We start from the raw sequence: 14525 nt of genomic DNA on the forward strand, positions 1-14525 counted from the left end.
GCTCGACGGACGGGGGCGGTCAGCCGTCGAGGAGGGAATCCGTGGAGAGTTCGGCGCGGACACCGACAGACTCGGGCACCGGCACGCTCTGACCGCGCTTGAAGCGCTGTGGGTCGGGATACTTGCCGTCGACCGGGTCGGTGTAGAGAAGCACCTCACCGTGTTTGCGGTCGGCGACGAGATACGCGGGGATGCCGGCCTGGGCGTAGCACTCGACCTTGACATGGAGGTCGTCGGACCAGTTCGACGACGTCACTTCGACGACCAGACGGAAGACGTTCGGTGCGTAGTGGTTCTTCGTGACGTGGGCATCGCGGAAGTCCTCGTCGACCACGGAGAGGTCGGGGATCGCGAAGTCCTCGGGCAGTGTGGGCAGCCAGAGGCCGACGCCCTGGACCCAGTCGACCCCGCTTCCGTCGATGCCTGCGCGTTCCAGCGCCCGGCACGCCTTGGTCAGCGACATCGCGTGCGAGCCGTCCGGCGGCGGTGTCACAGTAAGCCTCCCCTGGAGAATCTCCACGCGGTGGCCGGGCAGTGCACGGGCGAGCTGGTCGGCGGCCTCGCCCAGGGTCAGCTCCTGCTGCAGTACGGCCATGGCGTCCTCCTTTTCGGGGCCCACTCTCCAACGAGAGTAACCGGGGCCAGGCCCATTCCGCCCGCGATCACCCATACGGAGTAATCGCCCAGGTCAGAACGCATCCGTCGGCACATACGTCCCCCACACCCCCCGCAGCGCGTCGCACACCTCCCCCACCGTCGCCCGCGCCCGCAGCGCCTCCTTCATCGGGTACAGCACGTTGTCCGTACCCTCCGCCGCCGTCCGCAGCGCGGCGAGCGCCGAGTCCACCGCCTTCCGGTCCCGTTCGGCGCGGAGCCGTGCGAGGCGTTCGGTCTGCCGGGCCTCGATGGCGGGATCGACGCGGAGGGGCTCGTACGGTTCCTCCGCGTCCAGGCGGAAGCGGTTGACGCCGACCACGACCCGGTCGCCGGAGTCGGTCTCCTGGGCGATGCGGTAGGCGTTGCGCTCGATCTCGCCCTTCTGGAAGCCGTGTTCGACGGCGCCGACCGCACCGCCCAACTCCTCGACCCGCCGCATCAGTCGGACCGCGGCCCGCTCGACGTCGTCCGTCATCGTCTCGACGGCGTACGACCCCGCGAAGGGATCCACGGTCGCGGTCACGTCCGTCTCGTACGCCAGCACCTGCTGGGTGCGCAGCGCGAGGCGCGCGCTCTTGTCCGTCGGCAGCGCGATCGCCTCGTCGAAGGAGTTCGTGTGCAGCGACTGGGTGCCGCCGAGCACCGCGGCCAGTCCCTGGACGGCGACCCGGACGAGGTTCACCTCCGGCTGCTGGGCGGTGAGTTGGACCCCGGCGGTCTGGGTGTGGAAGCGCAGCATCAGGGACTTCGGGTTCCGCGCGCCGAACTCGTCCCGCATCACCCGGGCCCACATGCGCCTGGCCGCACGGAACTTGGCGACCTCTTCGAGGATCGTCGTACGCGCCACGAAGAAGAAGGAGAGCCGGGGTGCGAAGTCGTCGACGTCCATGCCGGCCGCGACCGCCGTACGGACGTACTCGATGCCGTCGGCGAGGGTGAAGGCGATCTCCTGCGCGGGCGAGGCGCCGGCCTCCGCCATGTGGTAGCCGGAGATGGAGATGGTGTTCCACTTCGGGATCTCGGCGCCGCAGTACTTGAAGATGTCGGCGGTCAGCCGCAGCGACGGCTTCGGCGGGAAGATGTACGTCCCGCGCGCGATGTACTCCTTGAGTACGTCGTTCTGGATGGTGCCAGTCAACTGCCCTGCCGGTACGCCCTGTTCCTCGCCGACGAGCTGGTACATCAGCAGGAGGAGGGCGGCGGGGGCGTTGATCGTCATCGAGGTGGAGACCTGGTCGAGGGGGATGCCGTCGAACAGGATCCGCATGTCGTCGACCGAGTCGATCGCGACGCCCACCTTGCCGACCTCGCCGTGCGCGAGCGCCGCGTCGGAGTCGTGGCCCATCTGGGTGGGCAGGTCGAAGGCGACGGACAGACCGGTCGTGCCGTGGGCGATCAGCTGCCGGTAGCGGGCGTTGGACTCGGCCGCCGTGCCGAAACCGGCGTACTGGCGCATCGTCCAGGGCCGTCCCGTGTACATGGACGGGTACACGCCCCGCGTGAAGGGGTACTTCCCGGGTTCGCCCAGCTCCGCGGCCGGGTCCCAGCCGGCGAGGGCCTCGGGACCGTAGACAGGTTCGACGGGCAGCCCCGACTCCGACTCTCGCACCATGGTGGGCACCTCCGCTCCCCACGATGCCCCGCCGTTCGCGCCCCGTCATCCGGGGGTACGTCTCCGGGGTACGAGGCCGGTGAGACGACGGGGGTCCGCGATGCGTACTACGGGTATGGGGAGGCGTACTACGGGTAGGGCGCGAGCGGTCGCCGCCGCGGCGGCCCTGTCGGCACTGGTGGCGGTGTGCGGCTGCACGGTGCAGGGCACCGACGCGGACGGCGGGCACCATCTGCCCGTCCACATCAAGCTTCCCGACAGCAAGAGCAGCAGTAGCGGTAGCAGCACCGGTGACGGGAAGCCCTCCGCCTCCCCGAGCACCGCCCGCGCCGCGAACGTCCTGTGGTCGCGCGGCGACAGCGGCGGTGACGTGCGCGAACTGCAGGCGCGGCTACGGCAGGTCGACTGGCTCTTCGACGGGCCGACCGGGACCTACGACGACCTCACCGAACAGGCCGTCGCGGGTTTCCAGGGCAAGCGCGGGCTGCCGAAGACGGGCCGGACCGACAGCGTCACCTGGCAACGGCTGCTGAAGATGACGCACGAGCCGGGCAAGTGGGACCTGTACCTGATGGGCGGCCAGCCGGCCGGCGCGCCCGACCCGCGCTGTCTCACCGGCCGGGTCCTGTGCATCGACAAGACGAGCCGCACCCTGCGCTGGATGATCGACGGGCGGACGGTGTCGACGATGTCGGTACGGTTCGGCGCGCAGTACACCCCGACCCGCGACGGTGTGTTCCACGTCTACTGGAAGGCCCGCGACTGGGTGTCCACGCTCTACCACTCCCCCATGCCGTACGCCATGTTCTTCAGCGGCGGCCAGGCGGTGCACTACTCGTACGACTTCTCGATGCGGGGTTACGCGGGCGGCTCGCACGGCTGCGTCAACGTACGGGACGAGGCGGCGATCGCGAGTCTCTTCGCCCAGGTGCGGACCGGCGACAAGGTCGTCGTCCACCAGTAGGTGTATGAGGCGCGGGCGGGACCGGGGGAACGTGTCCCACCCGCGCCGTGTGCACGAGCCGTAGGTACGGGGGGAACCCCGGCTCTGTGCGTTGGCCGATGACCAGTCGGCTCACTCAGTACTGCGCCACGACGGCCGGAAATGTCACACCTGCCGCGAAGAAATTTCCACGAACCGCGAAAGCGCAGGTCAGCGACGTGCGATCGGTTCAGAGCGCGCTGTACGTCGGGCTCGGCGACGGGGTCTGCCGGGTGTCGGTGGTGTGCGACGGGGCCGGGGCGGACGGCGGCTGGTGCCGGGCGAGCGGGGTGAAGACCGTGGGGCCGGAGGTGGAGGCGCCGTTGTTCTGGTAACCGCCGCCGCTGCTGCCACCGTTGCCGCCACCACTGCTGCTGCCGCTGCCGCCATTGCCGCCGCCCGGGGCGATCGGGGCCAGGTTCCCGCCGCCGCCCTGGCCGCCGGCCTGCTCGTCCGAACCGTTCTGGTCGCCGCCCTGACCGCCGGCGCTCTGCCCGTCGCCGTCGCCGCTTCCGCTGCTGTCGCCCTTGCTGCCGGAGTTCTTGTCGTCCGTGCCGGTTCCGGCGCCGGTGTGCTGGAGGAGGCCCTTGCAGTACGTCCACACGTGGGACGTGCCGCCTGCCGCGCCCTCCAGGGTGCGCTTGCGGCCGGGGGCCAGGGACTTGCCGTCGCGCACGGCACGGCAGGAGGAGGTGACACCTTTCCACCAGCCGCCCGAGCCGAAGGACTTGTCGTCACCGGTACCGGCGGAGGGCGTGGGGTTCGTGCCGCTGCCGGCGGCCTCGCCGGAGGAGTCGTCGGAGCCGCCGCCCGCCGTGGGCGTGCCCGGGCCGCCGGTGCCGCTCGGCGAGGGCGAGACGTGGGTGCGGTCGGGCGGTGTCACGGCGGCGGAGATGGAGGAGGCGGGCGTCGGGTCGTCGTAGAACGGGGTCGGAAGGGCTCCCGTGCCGACGGCGGCCGCGACCCCGCCGAGCATGCCGACGGCGAGCGCGGCGGTCAGGCCGACCCGTACGGGTCTTCCCCAGCGTGGCTCCGGGACGGTCGCGGCGGGGCGCCCGAGCCGGACGAGACCGGCGTCGGAGGACGGCCCGCGGCCGCGCCGGGCGAGGGCGGCCCGCTCGACATCGTTGCCGTTGCGCGCGGCCCGGAAGACGGCCAACGCCGCTTCCTCGCCCGGGAGTTCGACCTTGGTCTGCGAGGGTTCCACGGACAGCGCGCCGAGGGTCCTGGCAAGCCGCTCGGCCTGGGCACGGGCGGCCGGATCGACGGCGTCCAGGGACTCGCCGCGCAGCAGCAGCTCGGCGGTCTCACGGTCCAGCCATCGGCCGGGGGTCCGAGGGGTGTCCCCCGGAAAAGCAGAGCGCTCGTCGGCCATCACATGTCCTTCTGCGTCCGCGCACGCATATGCGTCACAGTGGCGGACGTCACCGCGCGGTCGCGCGGGTCTCGCTGGGGCGGCAGGGCGTCGAGGGCCGCGGCCGATTCCGGGTCGCCGCCGAGCAGTTCCGCCAGCCGTTTCAGCCCGCGGTGCGCGGCCGTGCGGACGGCGCCGGGCCGCTTGCCGAGGGTCTCCGCGGCGGTCTTGGCGTCGAGGCCCATGACCACCCGCAGGACGACGGCCTCGGCCTGGTCCTGCGGCAGCTGGGCGATGAGGGAGAGGGTGTTGTCGGTGGCCAGGGCCTCGATGGCCTCACCCGCGGTGTCCGACTCGGCGGCGCGGCCGGTGAGTTCGGTCTCGTCGCCGCCTATGGCGGGGCGGCGGCCGCGCATCCGTATGTGGTCCAGGGCGCGGTTGCGGGCGATCCGGGCCGCCCATCCGCGGAACCGGTCCGCGTCCCCGCTGAACCGGTCCAGGTCACGGGCGATCTGCAGCCAGGCCTCGGACGCGACGTCCTCGGCGTCCGGATCGCCGACCAGCGTCCGTACGTATCCGAGCAACCGCGGGTGCACCGTGCGGTACACAGTCCGGAACGCGGTCTCGTCCCCGTCCTGTGCCGCAAGCACCGCGGTGGTCAGCTCCGCGTCGTCCCCCAGCACGTGGTCCCTCGAATGGTGTTGGTCGCGTCCGCACTCCGGCGCGAAAGGCACGTTACGACCTGAAACTGTTCCTCGTCCATGTCCGTACAAGGTGCAACTACTTGGTGCGGGCCCGCGGTGTGACAGAAAACGCACTCCCGGCGCTGTAAAAAGTACGGGCCGCCGCGCGGCCCGTACAGCGCGACGGCCGGGGCCTCTCCTGTGGGGGGTGGCGGCTCCGGCCGTCTCCGCGGTCTACGGCTCCGGCCTGGGGCGACCACCGGGTGCTGACGCCCAACATGGACGCTCTCCTCGCCCGCAACGGCTTCGCCTCCGACCGGGCGGTCGGGTCAGTGTCGGGCGAACTGGACCCGTGTGGGCTGCACGACTTCGGGCCGCACCGCGATCCCGTCGACGGTGAGTTGTTGTCCGTAGATGTCGGTGAGCCTGATGGCGCTGCCGCACCCGCTGCCGTCGGGGGAGAGGAAGTAGTTGTAGTCGGTACGGGCCAGTCGGCGCCAACTGCCGCCGCTGCGGACCTCCAGCCGGGCGAGCGGGTTGCGGTGGCCGATCGCCTGAATGCCGCACCAGTAAGGGCTGGACCCGGTCTTGTAGCGGATCGAGATCGTGCCCGACGTGTCGGGGCTGAGCAGGCTCCAGGTGATCGCGAGCCGGCCGGTCGAGACGGGGGCCAGTTCGGCGAAGGCCTGTTCGCTGAGGTCGAGTTGCCCGGGCGCGCAGGGCAGCGGGCACTCGTTGGTGATCCGGACGGTGACCGAGGCGCCGTTCGCCGCGCGAACGCGTATGTACGCCCCGCACGCCCTGGACGTCTCGTAGTCGGTGGTGTTCATCGCCGCGATCATCATGTCGCCGCTCGGACCGTACGAGCAGGCGCCGTCCCCGACCCCGGCCTTGTAGACGGTGGCGACCCCCGGGTAGGTGACCCTGGGCCGGATCCGCCCGGCCAGGGAGGTCGTGACCGGAGCCTGTCGCGGGGTGGCTGACGACCGCGCCGCCGACCTGGACGGGGAAGCCTTCGGAGTGGCCGGACCAGCGGACGGTGTCACGGAACTCGTGGAGGTCACGGACGGGGACGCCGAGGACCGCTTGCGCACCGGCGAGGCCGACGGGAAGGCCCCCTGGGAGTTGGCGACGGCCGTGGCCGCGGCCGGCCCGGCATCCTCCTTCCGGTCCGGTCGCTCGGCCATGACCAGGCAGACGAGAAGTCCTGTGACGATCAGCCCCGTGGCGGTACCCACCATCAGTCGGCGTCTGTGCCTGCGCCGCCGCGCCGCCTGCCGTGTTGTCTCCTGCATGTCCATCCGTTCGAGAGCGAGCCGGTGTTGCCCTGCTCAGTGGTCACAGGCGACGCAAAGGTTGCCGCCGGTTTCTCGGCGGGCCGGATACCAGCGCACGAGCAGCGGGACAGAAGTGCCGGGCACGGGACGGCGCCATGGCGGACGGCCCCTGGCAACCTCCGGCACAGCGGCAGCTGTTGGAGGAGGCGGAGGGCACGCAGGGCGGCCACCCGGGTGCGGGCCGAGGAACGGCCTGGGAACAGCCCCCGCCCGCCCGAGGTTCCCGCTCCGACGCACAGGCCGCACCGCCATGACAGCGAGGGCGAACCCGGTGTGGTCCAGCGGGCCGAGGCGATCCGCACTGTCGGACCGGCTCACCGGTCACTCGCTCAGGCCCGCTCGCTCGGGCCCGCTCGCCCCGAGGGAGCAGCAGACACGAAGCGCGACGTCCTTACAGGGCCCCGCTGCCCCTCGGCCGCCAGTCATCCTGCCTCCGCGTCGGCGCCGCCTGGACCCCCGCGTCCCGCGCCGCCCGGAAAGCCGCCACCGCCCGCCGTTCGGCCTCGCCGTCCACATCGCCCTCGCGGAGAGCCGCGCCCAGCAGGCCCGGGAGACCAGAGGGGCCAGGGAGTCCGGGCAGGCCGGGCAGGCCCGTGTCGCGTTCAGCCATGTCCGTCTCCATCCCTTTCCGTCACGCCGTCCGTCACGCCGTCCGCCACGCCCAGTTCGCGCGCCAGCCGCTTCAGCCCCCGATAGGCGGCCGTACGCACCGCCCCCGGCCGCTTGCCCAGCACCCGCGCGGCGCCGGGCCCGTCCAGCCCCACGACCACCCGGAGCAGCACGGCCTCGGCCTGGTCCTGCGGCAACCCCCGCACCAGCCCGAGCGCGTACTCCGTGGAGAGGGACTCCAGCGCCTGGTCGTGGGTGCTGTGCGGGCCCGGCAGTTCGAGTACGTCCTGTTCGAGCGCCGCCGGTCTCGGACGTACCCGCTGTCTGCGCAGATGGTCGAGCGCCCGGTGCCGGGCGATGGTCGCCGTCCAGCCGCGGAAGCCCGCCCCGTCGCCGCGGAACCGGCCCAGGTCGCGGGCGATCTCCAGCCACGCGTCGGACGCCACGTCCTCGGCGTCGTCGCCGACGAGCCCGCGCAGATATCCGAGCAGCCCGGGCTGCACGATCCGGTACGCGACCGCGAAAGCGCCGTCGTCGCCCTCCTGGGCCCGCGCGACGGCCGCGCCCAGTTCCCTGTCGTGCGCGTGCCCGCGCCGGGGCTCGCCTGTCTGGCCCAAGGACTGTCCTCGTCCGTACCGAGTGCGCGAAGAATCCGTACGGGCACGGCGGTCCCCCTCGGCGATCCCCCGCACCCCCCATCGCCATCAGCGCCGCCCCTCACAGAAACGTCACAGCCCGCGGCCCGCCCGGCACATCTCCGGCCCGCCGACGGGGCACGGTCCCTCTGGCCCCGGTGTACGTCCGCCCGTGGCGTGCCCGCGAACGAAGGAGACCCATGTCCGACCTCCGTATCGGTGTCCTCGGCTACGGCCTGCGCGGCAGCCTCGCCCGCGTCGCCCACCGCCCCGGCGCGGGCTCCCGCGTCACCGCCCTCGCGGACCCCGACCCGGCGGCCCGGGAGGAGGCGGCCCTCGACTTCCCGGGTGTCTCAACATCCGCCGACCATCGGGAAGTTGTCCTGTCCCCCCACGTCGACGCGATCCTCGTCCTCACCCCCGACCACACCCACGCCGACCTCGCCTGCGAGTCGCTGCGCGCGGGCAGGCCCGTCCTCGTCGAGAAGCCGCTCGACATCACCGTCGAACGCTGCGACCGCGTCCTGCGTACGGCCCACGAGACCGGCAGCCGCCTCTACGTCGGCCACAACATGCGCCACATGCCGGTGATCCGCCTGATGCGGGACCTCGTCGAGGACGGCGCGATCGGCACCGTGAAGACGGTGTGGGTACGGCACTTCGTCGGCTACGGCGGCGACTGGTACTTCAAGGACTGGCACGCCGAACGCCGTTACAGCACAGGCCTGTTGCTCCAGAAGGCGGCCCACGATCTCGACGTGATCCACTGGCTGGCCGACGGCTACACCAGCCAAGTGCAGGCATTCGGCGACCTGTTGGTCTACGGCGGCCTCCCGCACCGGCGCGCGCCCGGCGAGCCGAAGACCGCCGACTGGTACACCAAGGACGGACACTGGCCGCCGCACACCCAGCGGGCGCTCAACCCGGTCATCGACGTCGAGGACGTGTCGCTGGTCAACATGCGCCTGGACAACGGGGTGTTGGCCGCCTACCAGCAGTGCCACTTCACCCCCGACTACTGGCGCAACTACACCGTCATCGGCGACGCGGGCCGGCTGGAGAACTTCGGCGACGGGCCCGGCGCGGTGGTGAAGGTCTGGAACAGCCGCCGCTCGGGCTACCGGGAGCACGCCGACGCCGAGTACCGGGTCCCGGACACCGAGCGGGACGGCGAACACGGCGGCGCCGACCCGCTGTTGATCGACGAGTTCCTGCGGTTCGTACGGCACGGCGGGCGTACCGACACCTCGCCCGTCGCCGCGCGGATGGCGGTGGCCGCGGGGTCCGGGGCCACCGAGTCACTGCGGGACGGCGGCACCCCGCGTGAGGTACCGCCCCTCGACCCGGAACTCGTCGCCTACTTCGAGCGGGGTCAAGTGCGGGAGTCGTAGGGCTGGTTGGAACTGCGAGGCCATGGAGACCGTAGGTCTAGATGGAGGTCTCCACCGGCTGCTGAGGGGTCTCCTTCGCCACCGCGCCCGGTGTGGGCACCCGGTCCGCGTTCACCAGGACGCCCGCGATGAGCGCGGCCAGCAGGATCGAGGCCATCGCCCACCAGGTGGCGACGTTGAAGCCGTGCACCGCGGCCTTCGCCTCCAGCAGCTGCTTGTTCGCGCCGGGGCCCGCGTGGGCGGTGGCGTAGCGGGTGGTGACCGTGGCGGCGATCGTGTTGAGGAGGGCCGTACCGATCGAACCGCCCACCTGCTGGGCCGTGTTGAAGGTCGCGGAGGCCGCGCCGGAGTCGCGGGGTGCGACGCTTCCGGTGGCCAGGGACACCGAGGTCATCATCGCCGTACCCATGCCGAGGCCGAGCATCAGCATGCCGGGCAGGATGTACGTGGCGTACGCGGGCTCCACCCCGACCTGCGCGATCAGCGCGAGCGCGCCCGCCGCGATCAGGAGACCGGGGACCATCAGGGTGCGCGGCGGGACCCGGTGCAGCAGCCGGGCCGCGACCTGGGTCGAGCCGGTGATCATGCCGACGGTGATGGGGAGGTAGGCGACGCCCGTCTTGACCGGCGAGTATCCGAGGACGCGCTGCATGTAGTAGGTGAGGAAGAGGAACACGCCGAACATGCCGATGGTGACGAACAGGATGGTGAGGAACGCGCCGACCCGCTGACGGTCCTTCACCACCGACATCGGCAGCAGCGGAACCTTCGCCCGGGTCTGCCAGAACCCGAAGACGCCGAGCAGGACGACCCCGGCGGCGAGCAGGGTCAGGACCAGCCCGTCGCCCCAACTCCTCGACTCCGCCTCGGAGAAGCCGTACACCAGCGTGAGCATGCCGAGGGAACCGAGCAGCGCGCCCGGTATGTCGAGGTGGGCGTCCGGGTGCCGGGAGCTGTCGCTGAGCAGGACCCAGGCACCGGCGAACGCGACGAGAGCGATGGGCACGTTGACGTACAGACACCAGCGCCAGTCCAGGTACTGGGTGAGAAACCCGCCGGCCAGCAGCCCGACCGCCGCGCCCGCGCCGACGATCGCGCCGAACACACCGAAGGCCTTGCTGCGGTCCTTCGGGTCGGTGAACGTCGTCGTGAGCAGCGACAGCGCGGAGGGGGCCAGCAGGGCGGCGAAGACTCCTTGCAGTGCTCGGGCGCCGAACAGCATGCCCTGGTTGGCGGCGGCACCGCCGAGCGCGGACGCGGCGGCGAAGCCGATCAGCCCGATCATGAAGGTGTTCTTGCGCCCGGCGAGGTCGGCGATCCGGCCGCCGAGCAGCAACAGCCCGCCGAAGGCGAGCGTGTAGGCGGTGATGACCCACTGCCGGTTCCCGTCCGACATGCCGAGGTCGGTCTGGGCGGAGGGCAGTGCGATGTTGACGATGGTCATGTCGAGGACGACCATCAACTGCGCGAGCGCGATGACGACCAGCGCCCACCAACGACGGTTCTCGGCCATGGATCCTCCCCGGGTCCGGCGAACGTTCTCATCGTCCTCCCGCACCCGACCCCTTGGGAACGCCAGCGTCTCTTATTACGCCGATTTTGCCGACCGCGACCCGCCGCATGCTGAGTACGGCGAGGCTGAACCCCCTTACCCGCGAACGCCCTTACCCGCGAACGCCGTTCACCGCGTCCCGGCACAGCAGGCGCAGCGACCCGTGCCCGCCGAAACACCGCCGCGCCTCGTCGATGGGGTCCCACAACCGCCCCTCCGGAGTACGCAGCCAGTGCTCACCCCCGGTCGCCCACCACTCCCCGCCGGTCTGCCGCGCGATCACCTCACCGGCGTACGCCCCGAATCCGCGCAACTCGCTCTCGACGGCGGCGTACGGCACCCCGTCCCGCCGTATCTCCTCGATCATCCGGTCGACCCGCCACAGGCTCTGCGCCGAGTAGTCGAGACGGACCCGGGCCCCCTCGCGCATCGTCGCCACCGCGTCCGCCGCCCACCGCACGGGCCGCGCGGCGGCGGAGGGCCTGCGCTCCCGCGCTGTCATCACGTGTGTCATCGCACCAGGAAAAGCATGGTGGGACGGTGTTCCGGCACCCCGATCCGGACATTTCCGCGGACCGGCGCAGGACCGACCCACCTCCGCCGCACGACGGTCACAGACCTCGCACTCAACTCCGGCCGCGCGCCCGCCGCGAGACCACCGCGCGCAGCACCCGGCGCCCCTCCGTCGACACCGCCAACACCTGGCGCAGTCCGCCGCCGGTTCCGGTTCCGGTTCCGGCGAGCAGCTCAAGAACGCCGATCTGGCGCCGCAGTTCGGCGGCGACTAGGGGCGACATGCCGTCCGTACGACCTTCCCGGCGGGAGCCGATGTCATCGTCGCCGTCGGCATCACCCGCCGGGGCCATGACCTCCAGGAGCCGGTGGATCCGCAACGAGGCGACCGAGCAGGCGTCGGCCCACTCCCGTACCGGAGTGCCCACCGGATCGGCGGGTGCGGTCGCGAGCATCTGCCGGGCGAGCTGAACGGCGCGATCCTCACCGGGTTCCGCGAACAGAACCGGCAGCTTGGCGCGGGCCTGCTCCAGGCACTCGCCCCACGCCTCCCCCGCGGCGCCCTCCGCGAGGCTGGTCCACAGCGGGCGCAGCACCTCGTCGTCAACGCCCAGCAGCGGCACGCACCGATCCAAACAAGCCAGTCCACTGGCAGCCAGCGCGCGTTCGTCGGCCTGCGCGATCAGTTCCACCAGACTCATCCAGACCTCCCTCGGCGGGGCCCGTCCCCTATGGAGCCCGCGTTTCCCCTGACTGCGTGCTCCACCCCGGGAGTGTCACACGGGACGCCCCCGAGCAGGCAGAGAAAAGGGAAGTAGAGGTTTTCGGCCAACGGAACGGGAGCGCTCAGACCCCGATCGGAGCTCCCGGCCCGGCCAGCGCCTTCGCGTGCTGCATGCGGGTCAGGCGCAGGACGACGAGGATCGCGGGCACGCCTGCCGCGATGCGGGCGACGTCGACGAACATCGCCAGGAAGGTGGCCGTGTGGATCTCGTCGGCCGTGGCGGATTTCCCGAAGTCCAGGCCACCCAGCCAGCCGACGAGGAGCGACAGGATCCACAGCGTCCACCAGATGTTGACCAGCGCGTGCGACCTTCGCGTGCCCGCGGCGCTGCTGGCGTCCCAGACTTCGAGGGTGATCCGGCGCGGATACCAGAAGTTCAGGAACGGTACGAACCACCCGACGACGGCCCACCAGGGCTGCATGCTCTGCTCGGCCGGATCGAACACCCCGGCGTTGCTCCGCACCCGCACGAACCAGCACAGGAACACGACGGCGCACACGACGCTCGAAACCGCCCGGACGTGGCCGACCACCGAGTGGAGCGACTGCACGGAGTCCGCACGCCGGAACACCGCATCGCCGACCGAGCCGTTCATGAGGTCGCCCGTCACGTCGTACAGGGCGAGATCGGCGTAGCCGGCGAACAGATTGACGGCGATGAGAAGCCCGAGCAGCGCGGCGGCCGCCCGGCCGAGGCCGATCGGTGAACGCAGGTGGGGCACGGGTCCGGGTAGGGGACCAGGCGCGGGAACGGACACGATGCGGCAACCCCCCGAGTGCGAACAGAAGGGGGAACATACGATCCACCGGCCCCGGAAGTCCAGCGGCTGCCCAGCCGCGCCGACCGCCCCGCTCAACCCACCTTGTCCGCAAGGGACTTGAACTGCGTCCAGGTCAACGCGGGCGTCCCCGGGTCCCACAGCTTCTGGACCGTGGCCCGCAGCGGCATACGAATACCCGCCGCGACCTGGTTCTGGGTCTGCGAGTTGGCGAGGTCGCACCAGACCGCGAACGACCCGCCGAGGATCTGGCCGTCGTACTTCGCCGGGACCGCCGTCGTGCCGCGCAGCACCCGGGGCGTCCACTGTTCGTAGATCCGCCGCCCCGTGGGATAGACGAAGGTCTGCGGCTCGCCGAGGACGTAGTACAGGTACTCGTCGTTGTAGTTGAGGACCTTGCGCCCCGCGCTCAGATACGCGACGGGCTGCCGGGCCCCGATCTCCTTGCCCGTCCAGTACGCGACTTGGAGGTCCTTGGCCGCCGCCACCGAAGTCCCCTTGAGGAAGCCGTCGTTCCACACCCGCATCGTCCGGTCGTGGTTGCGGACCGTGTCGGCGCGGTCGTTGAGCCAGCCGGTGGTGAGGTCGGCGACGGTGCCGCCGGAGCCGTAGGCCTTCGTGGCCTCGGCCGCCAACTGGGGGAAAGATGCCTGGGGGTTGGCGACGGTCAGCGCCTGGTACTCGTCGCCGCCGAGGTGCCACTGGTCACCGGGGAACAACCCGGCGTACTCGTCGAGGAGTTCGTCGACGATCGCGGCGGACGCGTCCTTGGAGATGTCGATCGCACCGCGCGTGGCGACGCCCGACACGTTCCGCAGCTGCAGATCCGGATGGGCGGCGAGCACCGCGCCGAGGTGCCCCGGCGAGTCAATCTCGGGCACGACGGTGATGTGCCGGCTGGCCGCGAGATCGACGATCTTCTTGACCTGCGCCTTGGTGAGGTGATCCTTCGACACAACTTCCGGATGGCTGGTCGACTCGATCCGGAAACCCTGGTCGTCGGAGAAGTGCAGCCCCAGTTCGTTGAACTTGAGGTCGCCCAACTCCCGTACCCGGTCCTCGATCCAGGCCGCGGTGAACGGCTTGCGCGCGATGTCCAGCATGAACCCGCGCCGCGGCTTGGCCGGTTGGTCGTGCACGACGCCCTCCGGCGCCGTACCGCCCCCGTGCACTTCCTGCTTGAGCGTGCGGGTCCCGTAGAACACCCCCGCGTCCGAGGGCCCGCTGATATTGACCCTCCCCCCTCGCACGGTCATCGCGTACGACTCCGGGTTCGCGCCCTCGTCGTCGTTCAGCGCCAGCCGTACGTCCCCGGCGCGCACGTCGCTCGACTCGCCGCCGTACGTCAGTCCCAGCTCACCGGCGATCAGCCGCCCCTCGTCGACGAGATCGGCGTCCTCGACGACGACCCGGTTCCCCTTGGCGGGCCGCCAGCCGGGACCGCGCGCGGGGGTGTGGGAACGCACGGCGGGAATCGTGCGGGGCGTCTGCGACAAGGGATACGACCGGGTCGGACTCGGACTCGGCGTCGGGGACGCGGAACGGGAGGCCGCGCCGCGCGAGGCGGCGGAGGTCTCGTCGGCGGACCCGACCGCCGTACCCCCGGAACCCCCCTCGTCCCCGGACGCGGCCCACAG

14 protein-coding genes are annotated in these 14525 nt (G+C 71.4%); 2 read left to right on the plus strand and 12 right to left on the minus strand.

All coding sequences use genetic code 11. From position 1 onward, the window contains the following. Window positions 1–19: 19 nt before the first annotated feature. Window positions 20–595 (minus strand): Uma2 family endonuclease, encoded by a 576-nt coding sequence (locus tag AC31A1_RS09115; protein ID WP_489652747.1) that lies wholly within the window; start codon window positions 593–595, stop codon window positions 20–22. Window positions 596–688: 93 nt separating this feature from the next. Further along, complete coding sequence (locus AC31A1_RS09120) at window positions 689–2269, minus strand: acyl-CoA mutase large subunit family protein (protein ID WP_489652748.1); 1581 nt, start codon at window positions 2267–2269, stop codon at window positions 689–691. Window positions 2270–2369: 100 nt separating this feature from the next. Here AC31A1_RS09120 and AC31A1_RS09125 point away from each other — a divergent pair, with 100 nt between their 5' ends. Continuing rightward, window positions 2370–3233 carry a L,D-transpeptidase family protein gene (locus AC31A1_RS09125; protein ID WP_489652749.1) on the plus strand — a complete coding sequence of 288 codons (864 nt, stop codon included), beginning with the start codon at window positions 2370–2372 and terminating at the stop codon, window positions 3231–3233. A 208-nt stretch (window positions 3234–3441) separates the two neighbouring features. Here the strand turns inward: AC31A1_RS09125 and AC31A1_RS09130 are convergent, their stop codons facing one another. The 5 genes from AC31A1_RS09130 to AC31A1_RS09150 form a co-directional block, all read right to left on the minus strand. After that, window positions 3442–4626 (minus strand): hypothetical protein, encoded by a 1185-nt coding sequence (locus AC31A1_RS09130; RefSeq protein WP_489652750.1) that lies wholly within the window; start codon window positions 4624–4626, stop codon window positions 3442–3444. Then, on the minus strand, window positions 4626–5288 hold the full coding sequence (locus AC31A1_RS09135; RefSeq protein WP_489652751.1) for an RNA polymerase sigma factor: 663 nt from the start codon (window positions 5286–5288) through the stop codon (window positions 4626–4628). The genes AC31A1_RS09130 and AC31A1_RS09135 overlap by 1 nt, the downstream gene beginning before the upstream one ends. Window positions 5289–5617: 329 nt before the next feature. Next, window positions 5618–6529, minus strand: a complete 912-nt coding sequence (locus AC31A1_RS09140; protein ID WP_489652752.1) for an expansin EXLX1 family cellulose-binding protein — start codon at window positions 6527–6529, stop codon at window positions 5618–5620. A gap of 487 nt (window positions 6530–7016) precedes the next feature. Beyond that, complete coding sequence (locus tag AC31A1_RS09145; protein WP_489652753.1) at window positions 7017–7235, minus strand: hypothetical protein; 219 nt, start codon at window positions 7233–7235, stop codon at window positions 7017–7019. After that, window positions 7228–7851: an RNA polymerase sigma factor gene (locus AC31A1_RS09150; protein WP_489652754.1), complete on the minus strand. Its 624-nt coding sequence runs from the start codon at window positions 7849–7851 to the stop codon at window positions 7228–7230. The genes AC31A1_RS09145 and AC31A1_RS09150 overlap by 8 nt, the downstream gene beginning before the upstream one ends. Window positions 7852–8069: 218 nt before the next feature. Between AC31A1_RS09150 and AC31A1_RS09155 the strand changes: the two genes are divergently transcribed. Continuing rightward, window positions 8070–9260 (plus strand): Gfo/Idh/MocA family protein, encoded by a 1191-nt coding sequence (locus AC31A1_RS09155; protein WP_489652755.1) that lies wholly within the window; start codon window positions 8070–8072, stop codon window positions 9258–9260. A gap of 37 nt (window positions 9261–9297) precedes the next feature. Here AC31A1_RS09155 and AC31A1_RS09160 read toward each other — a convergent pair whose 3' ends face one another. The 5 genes from AC31A1_RS09160 to AC31A1_RS09180 all read right to left on the minus strand — a co-directional run. Next, window positions 9298–10773 (minus strand): MFS transporter, encoded by a 1476-nt coding sequence (locus AC31A1_RS09160; RefSeq protein ID WP_489652756.1) that lies wholly within the window; start codon window positions 10771–10773, stop codon window positions 9298–9300. A gap of 151 nt (window positions 10774–10924) precedes the next feature. Continuing rightward, window positions 10925–11326: a hypothetical protein gene (locus AC31A1_RS09165; RefSeq protein ID WP_489652757.1), complete on the minus strand. Its 402-nt coding sequence runs from the start codon at window positions 11324–11326 to the stop codon at window positions 10925–10927. A 112-nt stretch (window positions 11327–11438) separates the two neighbouring features. Continuing rightward, a complete protein-coding gene (locus AC31A1_RS09170) occupies window positions 11439–12026 on the minus strand; it encodes a hypothetical protein (protein WP_489652758.1) in 588 nt (195 codons plus the stop codon). Between the two features lie 145 nt (window positions 12027–12171). Further along, the gene (locus tag AC31A1_RS09175; RefSeq protein ID WP_489652759.1) at window positions 12172–12831 is read right to left on the minus strand and encodes a DUF4328 domain-containing protein; all 660 of its coding nucleotides are present in this window, start codon (window positions 12829–12831) and stop codon (window positions 12172–12174) included. A gap of 131 nt (window positions 12832–12962) precedes the next feature. After that, window positions 12963–14525: beta-N-acetylhexosaminidase (locus AC31A1_RS09180; RefSeq protein ID WP_489652760.1), on the minus strand; the 1563-nt coding region annotated here is incomplete at its 5' end.

The sequence above is a fragment of the Streptomyces sp. P5F9 genome, from assembly GCF_057961495.1.